20 protein-coding genes are annotated in these 15,098 nt (G+C 64.6%); 17 read left to right on the forward strand and 3 right to left on the reverse strand.

The window, feature by feature from the left end:
• Window positions 1-230 precede the first annotated feature (230 nt).
• From IGS74_RS10660 to nusB, 7 genes are all read left to right on the forward strand, one after another.
• Window positions 231-1,559 carry a L,D-transpeptidase family protein gene (locus IGS74_RS10660; RefSeq protein ID WP_039191154.1) on the forward strand — a complete coding sequence of 443 codons (1,329 nt, stop codon included), beginning with the start codon at window positions 231-233 and terminating at the stop codon, window positions 1,557-1,559.
• Between the two features lie 165 nt (window positions 1,560-1,724).
• Window positions 1,725-3,044, forward strand: a complete 1,320-nt coding sequence (glyA, locus tag IGS74_RS10665) for a serine hydroxymethyltransferase (protein ID WP_192386108.1) — start codon at window positions 1,725-1,727, stop codon at window positions 3,042-3,044.
• Between the two features lie 3 nt (window positions 3,045-3,047).
• Entirely contained in the window at window positions 3,048-3,524 is a 477-nt protein-coding gene (gene nrdR / locus IGS74_RS10670) for a transcriptional regulator NrdR (RefSeq protein WP_039190253.1), read from the forward strand.
• Window position 3,525: 1 nt separating this feature from the next.
• A complete protein-coding gene (ribD, locus tag IGS74_RS10675; RefSeq protein WP_192386109.1) occupies window positions 3,526-4,629 on the forward strand; it encodes a bifunctional diaminohydroxyphosphoribosylaminopyrimidine deaminase/5-amino-6-(5-phosphoribosylamino)uracil reductase RibD in 1,104 nt (367 codons plus the stop codon).
• A 6-nt stretch (window positions 4,630-4,635) separates the two neighbouring features.
• A complete protein-coding gene (locus IGS74_RS10680) occupies window positions 4,636-5,259 on the forward strand; it encodes a riboflavin synthase (RefSeq protein WP_039190258.1) in 624 nt (207 codons plus the stop codon).
• Window positions 5,260-5,327: 68 nt separating this feature from the next.
• A complete protein-coding gene (locus IGS74_RS10685) occupies window positions 5,328-5,774 on the forward strand; it encodes a 6,7-dimethyl-8-ribityllumazine synthase (protein ID WP_039190260.1) in 447 nt (148 codons plus the stop codon).
• A gap of 2 nt (window positions 5,775-5,776) precedes the next feature.
• Window positions 5,777-6,277, forward strand: a complete 501-nt coding sequence (gene nusB / locus IGS74_RS10690) for a transcription antitermination factor NusB (protein ID WP_039190263.1) — start codon at window positions 5,777-5,779, stop codon at window positions 6,275-6,277.
• A 93-nt stretch (window positions 6,278-6,370) separates the two neighbouring features.
• Here nusB and IGS74_RS10695 read toward each other — a convergent pair whose 3' ends face one another.
• Window positions 6,371-6,814, reverse strand: a complete 444-nt coding sequence (locus tag IGS74_RS10695) for an outer membrane protein assembly factor BamE (RefSeq protein WP_192391739.1) — start codon at window positions 6,812-6,814, stop codon at window positions 6,371-6,373.
• 236 nt (window positions 6,815-7,050) lie between these two features.
• On the opposite strand from IGS74_RS10695, the gene IGS74_RS10700 reads away from it, so the two are divergent.
• From IGS74_RS10700 to IGS74_RS10745, 10 genes are all read left to right on the forward strand, one after another.
• Complete coding sequence (locus IGS74_RS10700; RefSeq protein ID WP_039190266.1) at window positions 7,051-7,602, forward strand: ubiquinol-cytochrome C chaperone family protein; 552 nt, start codon at window positions 7,051-7,053, stop codon at window positions 7,600-7,602.
• Complete coding sequence (locus tag IGS74_RS10705; RefSeq protein WP_192386110.1) at window positions 7,592-8,179, forward strand: DUF177 domain-containing protein; 588 nt, start codon at window positions 7,592-7,594, stop codon at window positions 8,177-8,179. Before IGS74_RS10700 ends, IGS74_RS10705 begins: the two co-directional genes overlap by 11 nt.
• A gap of 85 nt (window positions 8,180-8,264) precedes the next feature.
• On the forward strand, window positions 8,265-9,344 hold the full coding sequence (gene plsX / locus IGS74_RS10710) for a phosphate acyltransferase PlsX (protein ID WP_192386111.1): 1,080 nt from the start codon (window positions 8,265-8,267) through the stop codon (window positions 9,342-9,344).
• On the forward strand, window positions 9,341-10,321 hold the full coding sequence (locus IGS74_RS10715) for a beta-ketoacyl-ACP synthase III (protein ID WP_192386112.1): 981 nt from the start codon (window positions 9,341-9,343) through the stop codon (window positions 10,319-10,321). Before plsX ends, IGS74_RS10715 begins: the two co-directional genes overlap by 4 nt.
• A gap of 104 nt (window positions 10,322-10,425) precedes the next feature.
• Entirely contained in the window at window positions 10,426-10,761 is a 336-nt protein-coding gene (locus IGS74_RS10720) for an integration host factor subunit alpha (protein ID WP_039190270.1), read from the forward strand.
• Window positions 10,762-10,776: 15 nt separating this feature from the next.
• Window positions 10,777-11,280, forward strand: a complete 504-nt coding sequence (locus IGS74_RS10725; RefSeq protein WP_192386113.1) for a MerR family transcriptional regulator — start codon at window positions 10,777-10,779, stop codon at window positions 11,278-11,280.
• A 130-nt stretch (window positions 11,281-11,410) separates the two neighbouring features.
• Window positions 11,411-12,226: a MipA/OmpV family protein gene (locus tag IGS74_RS10730; RefSeq protein WP_039190274.1), complete on the forward strand. Its 816-nt coding sequence runs from the start codon at window positions 11,411-11,413 to the stop codon at window positions 12,224-12,226.
• Window positions 12,227-12,263: 37 nt separating this feature from the next.
• A complete protein-coding gene (locus IGS74_RS10735; protein WP_192391741.1) occupies window positions 12,264-13,316 on the forward strand; it encodes an MBL fold metallo-hydrolase in 1,053 nt (350 codons plus the stop codon).
• Window positions 13,317-13,490: 174 nt separating this feature from the next.
• Window positions 13,491-13,820 (forward strand): DoxX family protein, encoded by a 330-nt coding sequence (locus IGS74_RS10740; RefSeq protein WP_192386114.1) that lies wholly within the window; start codon window positions 13,491-13,493, stop codon window positions 13,818-13,820.
• A gap of 57 nt (window positions 13,821-13,877) precedes the next feature.
• Window positions 13,878-14,129, forward strand: coding sequence for a hypothetical protein (locus IGS74_RS10745; protein WP_192386115.1), 252 nt, complete (start codon window positions 13,878-13,880; stop codon window positions 14,127-14,129).
• On the opposite strand, the gene IGS74_RS10750 is transcribed toward IGS74_RS10745, so the two are convergent.
• Window positions 14,126-14,497: a helix-turn-helix transcriptional regulator gene (locus IGS74_RS10750; protein ID WP_192386116.1), complete on the reverse strand. Its 372-nt coding sequence runs from the start codon at window positions 14,495-14,497 to the stop codon at window positions 14,126-14,128. The two genes, IGS74_RS10745 and IGS74_RS10750, sit on opposite strands and share 4 nt — an antisense overlap.
• Window positions 14,498-14,508: 11 nt before the next feature.
• Window positions 14,509-14,766, reverse strand: a complete 258-nt coding sequence (locus IGS74_RS10755; protein ID WP_192386117.1) for a type II toxin-antitoxin system mRNA interferase toxin, RelE/StbE family — start codon at window positions 14,764-14,766, stop codon at window positions 14,509-14,511.
• Between the last annotated feature and the right edge of the window lie 332 nt (window positions 14,767-15,098).

A 15,098-nucleotide genomic window follows, 5' to 3' on the forward strand; every position in this document is an offset into this window, starting at 1 on the left:
GTGGTATCGGGGCGCTGTGACACTTCTGTCGCAGCGCCTTGCCCGACATCGGCAAATGTGGCGGACAACGACGGATTCCCTTTCCGTTTCCACGGTTTGGCCATATTGCCATGGCTTCCAGAGAAATTCTTGCGGCAAGGGCTCAGCCTGCCGGATTTCCAATTGATTTACCATACGCATGGTAGGGATTTCGGCTCAAAGGCCGGTTCAGGTTGCAGGGGGTGCTCATCATGGATGCGATTTCCAGGTTCGGACGCGCAAGATTAACGCGTCGCAATGTCGTTGCCGGTGCGGCGACGGTTGCGGGGCTTGCCGCAATTCCGGGCTCGGCGCTGGCCCAGTCGGCCTTGCAGGACGTGCTGATGGCGCCCAACCGCGGCGGCTGGAACGACCAGTTCGATACGCGGTCGGCCAACGTCGCCTCCGTGCGGTCCAACCAGCCGGTCTTTTCGCCCAATACCGCGGCTGCCATGCAGCAGGCCATTGCCGCCTACAACCAGATTTCGATGGCCGGCGGCTGGCCGATGGTGCCGGAAGGCCAGGTTTTGAAGCTGGGCGTCGAGCATCCCTCCGTCATGGCCCTGCGCGAGCGCCTGGCCATCTCGGGCGATCTGCCGCGCTCCGCCGGCCAGTCCGCCTCGTTCGATACCTACGTGGACGCGGCGGTCAAGCGCTTCCAGTCGCGGCACGGCCTGCCGGCCGACGGCGTCGTTTCCGAGCATACGTTCAAGGCCATGAACGTGCCGACCAGCGTGCGCCTCAGCCAGCTTCAGGTGAACCTGCAGCGCCTGCAGGCCGAAAGCTACGACGCCCCGCGCTTCGTCATGGTGAACATCCCGGCGGCGTCGATCGAGGCGGTCGAGGGTGGCCGCGTCGTGCAGCGCCATACCGCGGTGGTCGGCAAGATCGACCGGCAGACCCCGCTTTTGAAGTCGCGGATCACCAATCTCAACATGAATCCGTACTGGCATGCGCCGACCTCCATCGTGCGCAAGGACATCATTCCGCTGATGCGGAAGGACCCGACCTACCTGGAGCGGAACGACATCTTCATCTATGCGAGCGATGGCAGCGTCATTCCGCCGTCGCAGATCGACTGGAACACGGAAGAGGCGACCCGCTATCTCTTCCGGCAGAATCCGGGCAAGAACAACGCGATGTCCTCGGTGAAGATCAACTTCCCGAACCAGCATTCCGTCTACATGCACGATACCCCGCAGCAGAGTGTGTTCTCGCAGCTCATGCGCTTCGAATCATCGGGCTGCGTACGCGTGCAGAACGTCCGCGACCTTATCGTCTGGCTGGCCAAGAACACGCCCGGCTGGGACCGCGCCACGATGGAGCAGGTCATCGCGCGGCGCGAGCGCAAGGACGTCAACCTCGTCGATCCCGTGCCGCTGACCTTCACCTACCTCACCGCCTGGGCGACCGACCCGACGGTCGTTCAGTTCCGCGACGACATCTACCGCCGCGACGGCTCCGAGCAGCTGGCCATGTCGGACGTGCGCCCGGTGGCATACCAGCCGGGCGAGCAGGTGGCCACGGGCATCAGCTACTGACCGGGCGCCGCTCGGGATCGAAAGAAGCCGGCGGCGCACAGCTGCCGGCTTTTGTCGTTTGGGCACCGGATAGATTTGGTGGCGTGCGTTAACCGTCCATGATAGACGCCACCCCATCGCCGCAGGGCAAAGGCAGCCCCGGCCGGTCAAATCGGAGCATCAGGAATGTCGCAGGCTTACGCGCAGCAACCGTCGCATCGTCATGACGCCTTCTTCAACGAAGGTATCGCGACCGTCGATCCGGAGCTCTTCGCCGCGATGAAGGGCGAACTCAGCCGCCAGAGCCACGAGATCGAGTTGATCGCCTCGGAAAACATCGTGTCTCGCGCGGTGCTTGAGGCGCAGGGATCCGTTCTGACCAACAAGTATGCCGAAGGCTATCCGGGCCGGCGCTACTATGGCGGTTGCGAATATGTCGACATCGCCGAGCAGCTTGCCATCGACCGCGCGCGCGAGTTGTTCGGCTGCGGCTTCGCCAATGTCCAGCCCAATTCCGGCAGCCAGGCCAATCAGGCGGTCCTGATGGCGCTGTCCAAGCCGGGTGAAACCATCCTCGGCATGAGCCTGGACGCCGGTGGTCACCTGACGCACGGCGCCAAGCCCAACCTTTCGGGTCGCTGGTTCAGCGCCGTGCAATACGGGCTCGACGTGGAAACCGGCCTGATCGACTATGACCAGGTGGCCGCGCTGGCCGAGGAGCACAAGCCGCGCATCATCGTGGCCGGCGGCTCTGCCTATTCGCGTCGTATCGATTTCGCGCGTTTCCGCGCCATTGCCGATGCGGTCGGTGCGTTCCTGTGGGTGGACATGGCGCATTTTGCCGGCCTCGTCGCCGCCGGGGAGCATCCGAGCCCGTTCCCGCATGCCGATGTCGTCACCTCCACGACGCACAAGACCTTGCGCGGGCCGCGCGGCGGACTGGTGCTGACGAATAATGAGGACATCGCCAAGAAGATCAATTCGGCGATCTTCCCCGGCCTCCAGGGTGGGCCCCTGATGCATGTGATCGCCGGCAAGGCGGTGGCCTTCAAGGAGGCGTTGGCGCCGGAATACAAGAGCTACATGAAGGCCGTTGCGGAAAACGCCAAGGTACTGGCCGAGACCCTGCGGGAAGGCGGTCTCGATATCGTCTCCGGTGGCACCGATACGCACCTGATGCTGGTGGACCTGCGGCCCAAGATGCTGACGGGCAAGGTGTCGGAAGTGGCCCTGGGCCGTGCCGGGATCACCTGCAACAAGAACGGCGTTCCGAACGATCCGGAAAAGCCCACCATCACCTCCGGCGTCCGGCTCGGCACCCCGGCCGCAACGACGCGCGGCTTCGGCGCGGCCGAGTTCCGCGAGGTCGGCCAGTTGATCGTCGAGGTGCTGGACGGCCTGAAGCGCTCCAACGACCCGGAGGGCAACGCGGCCGTCGAGGCGGCGGTGAAGACCAAGGTGCTCGCCCTGACCGATCGCTTTCCGATCTATCCGACGCTCGGCTGATCCATGCGCTGCCCCTTCTGCGGATCGCAGGAAACGCAGGTCAAGGACTCCCGGCCAGCCGAGGAAGGCGCCGCCATAAGGCGGCGCCGCATCTGCCCGGATTGCAGCGGGCGTTTCACGACCTTCGAGCGTGTGCAGCTTCGCGATCTGGTGGTGGTGAAGCGCTCGGGCCGGCGCGTGCCCTTCGACAGGGACAAGCTGGCGCGCTCGGTCGAGACGGCGCTGCGCAAGCGGGCGGTCGACCAGGAGCGGGTGGACAGGATGATTTCCGGTATCGTCCGCCAGCTCGAATCCACCAGCGACGGGGATGTCGCCTCCGAGGAGATCGGCCGCCTGGTCATGGAAGCGCTGCGTGGGGTGGACGATGTCGCCTATGTGCGCTTTGCCTCCGTCTACCGGGATTTCAGGGAAGCGCGCGACTTCGAGACGCTGATCAGCGAGCTTGCCTCGCCGCCGACGGTTTCCGACGACAAGGACTGACATGGCCATTGCGCCGATCATGCAGGATGACGAACGCTTCATGGCGGCGGCGATCCGCCTGTCGCAACGTCATGTCGGCGCTACGGGCTCCAACCCTTCGGTCGGCGCCCTGATCGTGCGCTTCGACGGCGCCGGGGCGCCGCTGGTGGTGGGACGCGGCGTGACTGCCGCTGGCGGGCGGCCGCATGCGGAAGTCGTCGCCCTGTCGGAAGCGGGCGACGCCGCGCGCGGCGCCACCGCTTACGTTACGCTGGAGCCGTGCTCGCACCATGGCCTGACGCCGCCCTGCGCCAGTGCACTGCTGCGCGCCGGCGTCAGGCGCGCGGTGATTGCGCTGGGCGATCCGGATGCGCGCGTGGACGGACGCGGTTTCGCCATGCTTCGGGCCGGCGGCGTGGACGTGGTGGAGCATGTCGGCGCGGCCGATGCGCGCGATCCGCTTGCCGGCTTCATGACCCGCATGCTGACCGGCCGCCCGCTGCTGACGGTAAAGGTGGCGGTGTCGGCGGATGGCGGCATTGCCTTGGCCGGTCACCGCCCCGCGCAGATCACTTCGCCCATCGCCAACGCGCAGACGCATCTGGTGCGCGCGCGCTCGGACGTCATCCTGGTCGGCGTGGGCACGGTGGCCAGCGACGATCCGATGCTCACCTGCCGGTTGCCGGGCCTTCAACACCGCTCGCCGATCCGCGTCATCTACGATCCTGCGCTTCGCACACATATCGATGCGAAACTGGTATCCACCGCAAGGCAGGTCCCGACCATACTCGCCATCCGGGCGAGCGTCCCCGAGGAACAGCGTGCCGCCTTTCTCGAGGCGGGATGCGAGTTCATCACGCTGGCCGATGACGAGGGGCCGGAGGCCCTCCTGCGGCACCTGGGCGAGCGCCGGGTGTCGTCGGTGCTGTTCGAGGCGGGGGAGCGGCTCGGCCGTTCCGTTCTGGATGCCGGCCTTGCCGACCGGATCGTCCTGGTGCAGGCGCCGTTGACGCTGGGGCCCGGGCGGGTTGTTTCTCCGGTGCGGGATGATCATCTGTCGGCCATGCGCCTGACGCGCGAAGCGCGGCTCGGATGCGACGTCTGGCGCGAATACGAGAGGATATGAAAGCCGATGTTTACCGGTATCGTGACCGATGTCGGGCGGGTTGCCGCCGTCCGCACCCTGGACGAGGGGCGGGCCTTTCGGGTGGAGACCGCCTATGACCCCGCCGGCATCGATATTGGCGCTTCGATCGCCTGCTCGGGCGTCTGCCTGACCGTGACCGCGCTTTCGCCGGAAGGGTCGAACCGGCGCTGGTTCGAGGTCGAGGCATGGGAGGAGGCCCTGCGGCTGACGACGGCGCGCGCCTGGGACGAGGGGACACGCATCAACCTGGAGCGAGCGCTTCGGGTGGGCGACGAACTCGGCGGGCATCTGGTGTCCGGGCATGTCGACGGAACCGGCGAGATCGTCGCAATCGAGGCCGAGGGAGAGGCGACCCGCTTTCGCGTTCGCGTGTCGCCCGAGCTCAAGCGGTTCATCGCCGTCAAGGGCTCGGTCTGCATGGATGGCACCTCGCTGACGGTCAATGGTGTCGACGACGACGAGTTCGACGTGCTCCTGATCCGCCATTCGCTGGAGGTGACCACCTGGGGCGAAAGACAAAAAGGTGACATCGTCAATCTTGAGGTCGACCAGATTGCGCGCTATGCGGAACGCCTGTTCGGGGCAAGCTCCGGTCTGCGCGGCGATTGACGGCCGGCTCTCCTGCACGCACACGGGGCGTTCTCCCCAGTTTTCTGACATCGGGATTTTCGAAAGACATGGCTCAGGCACCGCACCTCCTTATCGTCGAGGCACGCTTCTACGACCATCTGGCCGATCACCTCATCGAAGGGGCTCGCGCCGAGATCGAGCGTGCGGGTGCGACCTGCGATGTCGTCACGGTTCCCGGGGCGCTCGAGATTCCCGGCGCGATCACTTTTGCCCTCGCCGGCGAGGATACCGGCGGCAAGTCCTATGACGGGTTCGTGGCTCTCGGCTGCGTCATCCGGGGCGAGACCTATCATTTCGAAATCGTCGCCAATGAGTCGAGCCGCGCCCTGATGGACCTGTCCATGGAAGGCGTTGCGATCGGCAACGGGATCCTGACCGTCGAGAACGAAGAGCAGGCGCTCGACAGGGCCATGGTCTCACGCAAGAACAAGGGTGCCTCCGCTGCGGCGGCGGCGCTGACGATGATCGATCTGCGCACCCGCATGGGGTTGTGAGCATGTCCGAGGAAAACCCGCGCCCCATCCGCCAGGCCAACAAGCGCGGCGCTGCCCGGCTGGCGGCGGTGCAGGCTTTGTACCAGATGGATGTGGGGGGCACCGGCCTGGTCGAGACCGTGGCCGAATACGAGTCGTTCCGGCTCGGGCGCGAACTCGACGGCGATACATATCGCGAGGCCGATGCGGCGTGGTTTCGCGATATCGTATCCGGCGTGGTGCGGTCGCAGAAGAGCATCGACCCGCTCATCCACTCGTCCCTGACCGCCGATTGGCCGCTGTCGCGGCTGGATGCGACCTTGCGCGCCATCCTGCGTGCCGGGTCCTACGAGGTCATGGAACGCAAGGATGTTCCCGTGGCGGTCATCGTGACGGAGTATGTGGACATCGCCAAGGCCTTCTACACCGAGGACGAGCCGCGACTCGTCAACGCGGTGCTGGATCGCGTTTCGCGCCGCGCGCGTGGTGAAGGCCGCGGCCGGGAGATCGAAACCAAGGATTGAGAACCTCGGGCCCTCGTCCGATACAACGCCATCATGAAGAACGGCCACCCGAGGGGTGGCCGTTCTTGTATCGAAGCTCCTGTGCCCGCGCTGCTACATGGCGCCGGGCTGGTCGCGCTGCAGCGTGCGCTGAATGGCCGAAGGGTCCGGCTGCTCAGAAAGGATGGAGCCGAGGAAGCTGGCGTCGCGTCCGCCCGTAGGCGTCGTCCGCGTGACGAAATCGAACAATTCGCCATTCTGCAGGCCGTAATTGGCGATCCGCTCGACGCGGTTGTCCTTGTTGAAGTAGACGGCCAGGATACGCTGGTCCACCAGGCTCGGCTGCATGAAGGCGAACTGGCGAACGCGCTTCTGCGAGATGTAGTAGAACACCTCATTGTCGAAGATCGCCGTCGTGGACGGCGATCCGAGCGCCAGAAGCACCTGCTCGCGGCTGGAGCCCACGGGCACCAGCGACAGGGCCTGCTCGTCGATAATATAGCCCTGGTTGTAAACCTCCGCCGTCTGGCAGCCTGCAAGGGCGAGGGCGGACGCCATCCCCAATGCAGCCAGCAACGGTCGGATGGGAGGGGCAAGTCTGGTCACGCGGTTCGTCTCCCTGCTGTCGACGCGCAAAGGCATCCATACGTGCGTTGGCGCCGTGGGCGCCGGTGACGCACATTTAGAGCAACGTGTATCCAATTGGAACAGGGCGATTGCACGGCGCCGACGTTGCAATTGTCGTCCGGCCATGCGAACGCCTGTCCGCACCGAGACCTGCCGGATGAGAAGGGATGCTTGAACGTTTCCGCCGCAAGCGCCGCAACAGGGCGATCGTCGAGCACCTCTATGACGGGATCGTCGCGCGTGCGCGCTCTCCGCTTTTCTTCGAGGCAGGGGGCCTGCCCGATACGGTGATGGGGCGGTTCGACGCCCTGGCCGTCGAAATGTTCCTGTTTCTGCGCCGTTGCGGAAGCGAGCCCGCTTTGCAGCCGCTTGCGCAGGATGTGGTGGACCGGTTCATGACCGACATGGACCATTCCATGCGCGAGATCGGCATCGGCTACATGACGGTGCCCAAGCGCATGCGCAAGCTTGCCGGGCTCTTCTATCAAAGGGTCCGCGCACTCGGCGGCCCGCTCGATCGCGCCGATCGCGACGGGCTTGCGGCCGCCCTCAAGGGCGAGAAGCTGGGCGGCGGCGACGCCTTGTCCGATGCGCACATCGCCTTCTGGACCGCTCACATTCTGGACACGTCACACCTATATGCGGCAATCGATCGAACCGAGATTCTCGCCGGCCGCTGGCCGGTCGATCCGGGCAGGAGCGGCGGAAATGAAGGGTGAAAAACCAGTGGTTGATGCGGGCCAACGCTGCCTCGATCTGACGGTCGTCGTCCGCAGTTTGCCGAAGACGGGCAACCGGATAGTTTTTGAGGCATCCGACCGCGAGCGCGCCGCGCTGGCCGCATTCCTGGGGATTCTGGCGGTCGATAGGCTGTCGGCAGACCTGACGGTCGCGCCCTGGCGGCGTGACGGGGTCAGCGTCAGGGGCACCCTTTCGGCAGTCGTGCGGCAGGCTTCGGTGGTGACGCTGGAGCCCGTGGAAGAGCGGATCGAGCAGCAACTGGACCTGGTTTTCCTGCCGGAGCATTCGCGATTGGCGCGAATCGATCACGGCGAGGATGGAGAGATCCATCTCGATCCCGATGGAGACGATATTCCGGAAACCTTCAGTGGCGACCGGATCGATCTGGGGGCGGCGCTGGAAGAGCAGCTTGCGTTGGCGCTGGAGCCATACCCGCGCGAGGATGGGGCCGCGTTCGAGGCCTTCGACACCGATCCCGAGCCTGATGCGCGCGCGCCATCGCCCTTTGCGGGCTTGAAGGGACTGAAGGCGGCGAAGTCCGACGAAACGAAGTGAGGCTGTTGCCGTTCGCTAACATTTGGATATTTTGGCGCGCCGCGGCCGACTGGCCGCGAAGTGCCGCGATGGAAGGTATCGAGACTTGAGTTCCAATGCTGGAATCCGCATCGCGGTGGATGTCATGGGGGGCGATCATGGCCCGTCCGTCATCCTGGCTGGCGCGGACATCGCCCTCGAACGGCATCCGGATTTGCGCTTCGTGCTCTTCGGGCGCGAAGGGGAAGTCCTGCCCGAGCTGGAAAAATATCCGCGGCTGAAAACCGCCTCGACCTTTCACCACTGCGAAGTCTCCGTGCGCATGGACGACAAGCCGTCGCAGGCATTGCGGCAGGGGCGCTACAAGTCGTCGATGTGGCGGGCCATCGACGCGGTCAAGACGGGCGAGGCCGATGTCGCCGTATCGGCCGGCAACACGGGCGCCCTCATGGCGATGGCCAAGTTCTGCCTGCGCACCATGGCCAATATCGAGCGCCCGGCGATCGCGTGCATCTGGCCGACGGTAAAGGGCGAGAGCATCGTCCTCGACGTCGGTGCCACCATCGGTGCCGACGCCCAGCAACTGGTGGACTTTTCCGTCATGGGCGCCGCCATGGCGCGCGCCGTGCTGGCCATCCAGCGCCCGACGATCGGCCTGCTCAATATCGGCGTGGAAGAGGTCAAGGGCCAGGACGAGATTCGGGAAGCGGGGCGCCTCCTGCGTGAAAGCACGATCGAGGACCTCAGCTATCATGGCTTCGTCGAGGGCAACGACCTCGGCCGCGGTACGGTCGACGTAGTGGTGACGGAAGGCTTCACCGGCAACGTCGCCCTGAAGACGGCCGAAGGCACGGTCAAGCAGGTCGCTTCCTACCTGCGCGATTCGCTCAGCCGGACCTTCATGTCGCGGCTTGGCTATTTCCTGGCGCGTGGCGCATTCGCCCGCCTGCGGGAGAAGCTGGATCCGCGCAAGGTGAACGGCGGCGTCTTCCTGGGCCTGAACGGCATCGTCATCAAGAGCCATGGCGGTTCCGACGCGGAGGGGACGGCCGCCGCCATCGACATCGCGCATGCCATGGCGACGGCCGACCTTGTGCGAAAGATCGCCAGGGACCTGGAAATTTTCAACCTGGGCCTGACTGCATCCGCAGCGCCTTCGGATCAAGCCGCGGAGCCCGCCCGATGACAGTTGTACGATCCGTCGTTCGAGGCACCGGCTCCTATCTGCCGGAACGCATCATGGCGAACCGCGACTTCGAGGGCGTCGTCGAGACGTCGGACGAGTGGATCCGGCAGCGGACGGGCATTGCCAACCGCCATATCGCCGCGCCCGAGGACACCACCGCCTCGATGGGCGAGAAGGCCGCGCGGCGCGCGCTGGATGCAGCCGGGCTGCATCCCTCCGACATCGATCTCATCATCGTGGCCACGGCGACGCCGGACAACACCTTCCCGGCCTCGGCCGTGCAGGTGCAGCACCGGCTGGGCATCGGCCACGGCTTCGCCTTCGACCTGCAGGCCGTGTGCAGCGGCTTCGTCTATGCCATCACCACGGCCGATCTCTATCTGCGGTCCGGCATGGCGCGGCGCGCGCTGGTGATCGGTTCGGAGACCTTCTCGCGCATCCTCGACTGGACCGACCGCACGACTTGCGTATTGTTCGGCGACGGGGCGGGCGCCGTGGTGCTGGAAGCAGTGCAGGGCACCGGCGAGCTGAAAGACGAGGGCATCCTCGTTTCCAAGCTGCGGTCGGATGGCCAGCACAAGGAAAAGCTGTTCGTCGACGGCGGCCCCTCGACCACGGGGACGGTCGGCAAGCTGCGCATGGAGGGCCGGGAGGTCTTCAAGCATGCGGTCGGCATGATAACCGACGTCATCGACGATTCCTTCCAGGCTCTCGCCATCGGGCCCGACGATATCGACTGGTTCGTGCCGCACCAGGCCAACCGCCGCATCATCGACGCGTCTGCCAAGAAGCTCGGCATCGCGCCCGGCAAAGTGGTCATGACGGTCGAGAATCACGGCAACACATCAGCTGCCTCGATCCCGCTCGCGCTGGACATCGCGGTACGCGACGGGCGTATCGAAAAGGGCGACCTCGTCCTCATCGAGGCAATGGGCGGCGGCTTCACCTGGGGTGCTTCCATCATCCGATGGTCTTGAATATCCTTGATTTCATTCGGCTATTCGGTATGGTTCGACCATAGGTCCGCAGCGGACGGGCAGGGGGTGCCCCCTTCCGCGGTATTTCAGATCGAGGGGTAGATATGAGCGACAGGACGGTCACGCGCGCCGATCTGGCTGAAGCGGTGTTTCGGAAGATCGGACTTTCCCGGACGGAATCGGCCTATCTGGTCGAATCCATTCTCGAGGAAATCTGCGCTACGATCGCCCGCGGCGAGAGCGTGAAGATATCTTCCTTCGGCTCGTTTCTCGTGCGTGACAAGAACGAGCGGGTCGGACGCAACCCGAAGACGGGCGAGGAAGTGCCCATTTCTCCGCGCCGCGTCACGGTTTTCAAACCATCCAACGTGATGAAAGAGCGTATATTGGCCGCCCATATGGCGCGCACCGAGGAAGGCGTCCTCAAGGCCGCCGAGTAAGGGGCCGCGCCGACCATGGTTGACAAGAGCGCCGACGCATTCCGCACGATCAGCGAGGTCGCCGAAGACCTAGATCTGCCGCAGCATGTGCTTCGTTTCTGGGAAACGCGATTTCCGCAGATCAAACCCATGAAGCGGGGCGGCGGCCGACGCTACTATCGCCCGGACGACATCGATCTTCTGCGTGGCATCCGGTATCTCCTGTATGTCAAGGGATACACGATCAAGGGTGTCCAGAAGATCCTCAAGGAAAACAGCAATCGCTTCGTGATCGCGATCGGCGCGGGGGATACGCAGGGGCTGGATTCGATGCCGGCTCCGCAGGCCGGCCATGTCGCGGAGGCGCCCCCGCGCGACATGGAGCCGCAGGCCGAGCGCCAGAAGGGCGGGCTTTCCAACCTGCTCCGGCGGGATCGCGACGTGGCCGGCGGTGCGCTACCGCCGGATGCCGCCGCGCGGCTGAACCAGGTGCTGCTGGAACTGCTGGAATTGAAGCGTCTTCTGGACCAGGTGCGCTGACTGTCGCGACGGTGCAACATAGTTGCCCAATAGCCATAATGCCCCGGCGATGCGCCGGCGGCCCCTTGATCCCATCCCTGTAACCAACAATTGTGCCGGCAAGGTTCATTGCGTTCGAGGGATGAGGGACATGCGCAACTTCACGGCACTGCTGATGGCATGCAGCGTATTGGCCGGCATCGGCTCGGCGCAGGCTCAGGAGGCACCGGTTACGGCCAACGCGCCGGCGCCCGGTACGGATATCGTCATCGAACTCGGCGTCGGGCCGCTTGCCCGTCCCAACTTCGAGGGCGCCAACAAATACGAGGTGGTGGCCAGCCCGACCATCCGTGTCCACTACCTGAACATTCCGGGCCTGATCGAATTTGGCGGCGGGCTGGATTCTGGCCTCAGCATCGGCCCATCCTTCGGTTATGTCGGCGAGCGCAAGGCATCCGATGCGCCGGAGCTGTCCGGCCTGCGCGATCTGGATGCGACCTACGAGCTTGGCCTTCGGCTCGGTTACGGGTGGGATTTCAGCGCCGCCTACGGAGCGGAAGTCTATGGCGAGGCGCGCTACGCCTTCAACGAAGCGGAAGGTTTCGTCGGTGGCTTCGGTGCCAACGCGATCTTCCGCCCGACAGAGGTGCTGACGCTGAAGCTCGGGCCCAATGCGACGCTCGCCTCCAGCGACTATGCCGAAACCTACTTCTCCGTCTCGCCCGAGGAAAGCCTTGCCACCGGTGGCCGGCTCGAGGCCTATGAGGCGTCGGGCGGCTTCAAGACGGTCGGCCTTCGCGCGGAGTCGCGGTTCGAAGTTCGCCCGACCTGGTTCCTGAACGGGGAATTCGGCTATGATCGCCTTGTGGGCGACGCTGCGGATTCTCCGATCGTCGAGGCGGGCAACCGCGACCAGTTCTTTTTCGGGATCGGCATATCCAAGACGTTCTCCCTCGACCTCTTTTAAGGAAACGCGCGTGAACCGCCGCCGCCTGTTGAAAACGATGGCGGCGGTCGGGGCCGTGGCAGGAACCACTGGCCTGGCGACGCGCAAGGCACAGGCGGCCAACCGTTATTACGATGGCCCCGTTTCGGACCATTTCGACGGCACCCGTTTTTTCAATCCTGGCGGCGAGGAGCCAAGCGGCTTCGGCAACTTCCTGCGCTGGAAGCTGAATGGAGAGCGCGCGCGCTGGCCGGATCGGTGGCCTTCGGAACCGCAGTTCTCCACGCCGGTGAACCGATTGCCCGAAGGCGCGATGCGGGTGACGCTGATCGGCCACGCCGCCTACCTCATTCAGATGGCCGGGCTGAATATCCTGACCGACCCTGTCTATTCGGACCGCGCATCGCCCGTCACCTTCGCCGGGCCCAAGCGTGTAAACCCTCCCGGCATCCGCTTCGAGGAACTGCCGCCCATAGACCTCGTGCTGCTGACACATAACCACTACGACCATATGGACCTGGATACGCTCGGAAGGTTGAAAGCCACGCACGACCCGCTGGTGGCGACGCCTTTGGGCAACGACGCGATCATACGCCGCCATGTTCCCGACATGCGGATCACCGCCATGGACTGGGGGCAATCTTTTGCGTTCGGGCCGGTAACGGTGCATTGCGAGCCGGCGCATCACTGGTCGGCGCGGGGCATTGGCGACAGGCGCATGGCGCTCTGGAGCGCCTTCGCGATCACCCATCCGGCCGGCAATCTGTATCATATCGGCGATACCGGCTTCCATTCCGGCATCAACTACCGCGACGCCGCGCGCAAGTTCGCGGCGTTTCGCCTTGCCTGCCTGCCCATCGGCGCCTACGAGCCGCGCTGGTTCATGCGGGCGCAGCACCAGAACCCCAATGACGCGGTCGAGGGCTTCCGGCTTTGCAACGCCGGCTTTGCGGCCGGCCACCATTGGGGCACGTTCCAGTTGACGGACGAGGCGATCGACGCGCCGCCCGCTGCGCTGGAGGCGGCCATGCTCAAGGCCGGGCTGGATTCGACGCGGTTCCGGGCCTTGTGGCCGGGCGCCGTCTGGGACATCCCGCCCGCAACCGCCTGAAGACCGCTACCCCGCCGCAGGCCGGGTCGGACGGCGGGCGGCGTTGTGATGCGGTGTCCGCGACCGTCTATCCCCGTCACGCAACGGTTTCATGACAGCCGGCTCCGGTGGCGATCTATCCGCCGCACCGCGCTTGTGTCATGATTTCCCGGGCATTGAACGGCGGAGACGTGCATGCTGGGAGCCGTGCTCGGATGGATCATCGCGGCCTTCTTCATCGCCAATGGGCTGGTGAACCTGTACGGGCCGGAAACCATGCGTACAGCTTTCTTCCGCTGGGGTTTTCCGCGCTGGTTCCACCTCGTCAACGGGGCGATCCAGATCCTGATCGGGGTTCTGATCCTGCTGCCGGCCAGCCGCATGGTCGGGCTGAGCCTTGGTGTTGCCCTGTCCGCAGCCATATTGATCGTGTTGTTCCGGCAGCGTGAACTGCGTCATGCGCTGCCCTGCCTGACGCTGCTGGCTTCGCTGCTCGTCGCTGCATGGGAGCAGAGCCTCAGGTAGGGCGGCGGTCAAGCGCGAGGCTCTGCTTGCCATGGCGGAGAAGGACAAGGCCGAGGGATGGTTCGCTTACGCCTGGCGGGGCCGGGCGGGATGTATCTGCTTGCCGTTCTGTGGGTCTGGACGATCGTCCTGGGGCCTGCGGTGTCGGGCCTGACGGCTATGACGTTCCAGCTCGTCGACGCGTCGATGCTCCTGGCGCTGACGGGCGCTTATCTTGGCCTCTACATGGGCGGCAACCCGCCGCCAGGCGGTCGAGGCTGGCGCGGTCGAGGTCGCGATATTGTCGAAGCGGCCCGGGAGCTCCGTTAGAACAGGTCGTCGATGGCCAAGTTGAGCGCTTCGGCGATTGCGGCCCGTTTATCCGGGCGGGCAGCCCGCGCACCGCTTTCGATCTGGCTCACATAGGCTTGCGACAGGCCGCTTGCCTTCGCCAGCGCCGTGACGCTCATGCCACGGTGCTCGCGCCATACGCGCACCTTGTTTTCGCCATCGACGATGCGCTTGACCACGGCAGCCGGGATTAATTCTTCTTCGCCTGCATTGATCCTTGCGAGGGTGTCGGCGGCGGCAGCGGAGTCGACGATATCTTCCAGGCGTTCGATAAGGGCCTCGTACTCGGACTTGGGTAGCACGGCGAGCGTCTCGCCGGCCGGGGTCGTGATATACTGGACGGACATGCTCGTTCCTCTCATTCGTAAATGTCGCGACGGTGGCCGACCTTGAGGACGACAAGGACGACGCCATGCTCGTTGAAGATCACCCGATAGTCACCAACACGAAGGCGGTACGTACCCGATATCTCGCCCTTGAGCGCCTTCACGTTGTTCGCGAGTGATGCCGGGTCAGCCGCGAATTGCTCAACCTTCGCTTGAATGCGGGTCGCAACGTTGCGGGGCATTCTCGACAGGGACCGGAGCGCTCGCGTGGTGTAGCTGATCGCTTTCATGAGTTTTCTATAGCTCAAACATAGCAATTTTGCAATATGCCATAGCATTTTATTGGCACTGGTAGCGTGCGCTGCCAGATATCAGTGTGCTACCACGAGAGTTTGCAGGGAGGGAGTGGGGGCCTTGAAACCCCTGTGTTTCCTGGTGAGCGCGCAGGGATTCGAACCCTGGACCCCATGATTAAAAGTCTCATTTTTGCGAAATCCTATGGACGGAAACGAACGCTGATAAAAGGCTGAAGCCCTTGCCAAGTAACGGTTTTTATGTCCCCTTACGTTCAACGGCGTTCGGTAGAGTTCCAGCATCCTGGAACCCCCTCGGAACCCCGAAC

The sequence above is a fragment of the Aureimonas sp. OT7 genome (genome assembly GCF_014844055.1).
Classification (GTDB): Bacteria; Pseudomonadota; Alphaproteobacteria; order Rhizobiales; family Rhizobiaceae; genus Aureimonas; species Aureimonas altamirensis_A.

What these genes read in the sequence shown, in the direction of transcription:
- IGS74_RS10740 (WP_192386114.1), top strand. Translation starts at nt 13,491, where the DNA reads ATGCTGGGAGCCGTGCTCGGATGGATCATCGCGGCCTTCTTCATCGCC.
- IGS74_RS10715 (WP_192386112.1), top strand. Translation starts at nt 9,341, where the DNA reads ATGACAGTTGTACGATCCGTCGTTCGAGGCACCGGCTCCTATCTGCCG.
- IGS74_RS10745 (WP_192386115.1), top strand. Translation starts at nt 13,878, where the DNA reads ATGGTTCGCTTACGCCTGGCGGGGCCGGGCGGGATGTATCTGCTTGCC.
- nrdR (WP_039190253.1), top strand. Translation starts at nt 3,048, where the DNA reads ATGCGCTGCCCCTTCTGCGGATCGCAGGAAACGCAGGTCAAGGACTCC.
- glyA (WP_192386108.1), top strand. Translation starts at nt 1,725, where the DNA reads ATGTCGCAGGCTTACGCGCAGCAACCGTCGCATCGTCATGACGCCTTC.
- IGS74_RS10695 (WP_192391739.1), bottom strand. Translation starts at nt 6,814, where the DNA reads ATGGCGTCCGCCCTCGCCCTTGCAGGCTGCCAGACGGCGGAGGTTTAC.
- IGS74_RS10755 (WP_192386117.1), bottom strand. Translation starts at nt 14,766, where the DNA reads ATGAAAGCGATCAGCTACACCACGCGAGCGCTCCGGTCCCTGTCGAGA.
- IGS74_RS10720 (WP_039190270.1), top strand. Translation starts at nt 10,426, where the DNA reads ATGAGCGACAGGACGGTCACGCGCGCCGATCTGGCTGAAGCGGTGTTT.
- IGS74_RS10660 (WP_039191154.1), top strand. Translation starts at nt 231, where the DNA reads ATGGATGCGATTTCCAGGTTCGGACGCGCAAGATTAACGCGTCGCAAT.
- IGS74_RS10700 (WP_039190266.1), top strand. Translation starts at nt 7,051, where the DNA reads ATGCTTGAACGTTTCCGCCGCAAGCGCCGCAACAGGGCGATCGTCGAG.
- ribD (WP_192386109.1), top strand. Translation starts at nt 3,526, where the DNA reads ATGGCCATTGCGCCGATCATGCAGGATGACGAACGCTTCATGGCGGCG.
- nusB (WP_039190263.1), top strand. Translation starts at nt 5,777, where the DNA reads ATGTCCGAGGAAAACCCGCGCCCCATCCGCCAGGCCAACAAGCGCGGC.
- IGS74_RS10685 (WP_039190260.1), top strand. Translation starts at nt 5,328, where the DNA reads ATGGCTCAGGCACCGCACCTCCTTATCGTCGAGGCACGCTTCTACGAC.
- IGS74_RS10705 (WP_192386110.1), top strand. Translation starts at nt 7,592, where the DNA reads ATGAAGGGTGAAAAACCAGTGGTTGATGCGGGCCAACGCTGCCTCGAT.
- IGS74_RS10735 (WP_192391741.1), top strand. Translation starts at nt 12,264, where the DNA reads ATGGCGGCGGTCGGGGCCGTGGCAGGAACCACTGGCCTGGCGACGCGC.
- IGS74_RS10725 (WP_192386113.1), top strand. Translation starts at nt 10,777, where the DNA reads ATGGTTGACAAGAGCGCCGACGCATTCCGCACGATCAGCGAGGTCGCC.
- IGS74_RS10730 (WP_039190274.1), top strand. Translation starts at nt 11,411, where the DNA reads ATGCGCAACTTCACGGCACTGCTGATGGCATGCAGCGTATTGGCCGGC.
- IGS74_RS10750 (WP_192386116.1), bottom strand. Translation starts at nt 14,497, where the DNA reads ATGTCCGTCCAGTATATCACGACCCCGGCCGGCGAGACGCTCGCCGTG.
- IGS74_RS10680 (WP_039190258.1), top strand. Translation starts at nt 4,636, where the DNA reads ATGTTTACCGGTATCGTGACCGATGTCGGGCGGGTTGCCGCCGTCCGC.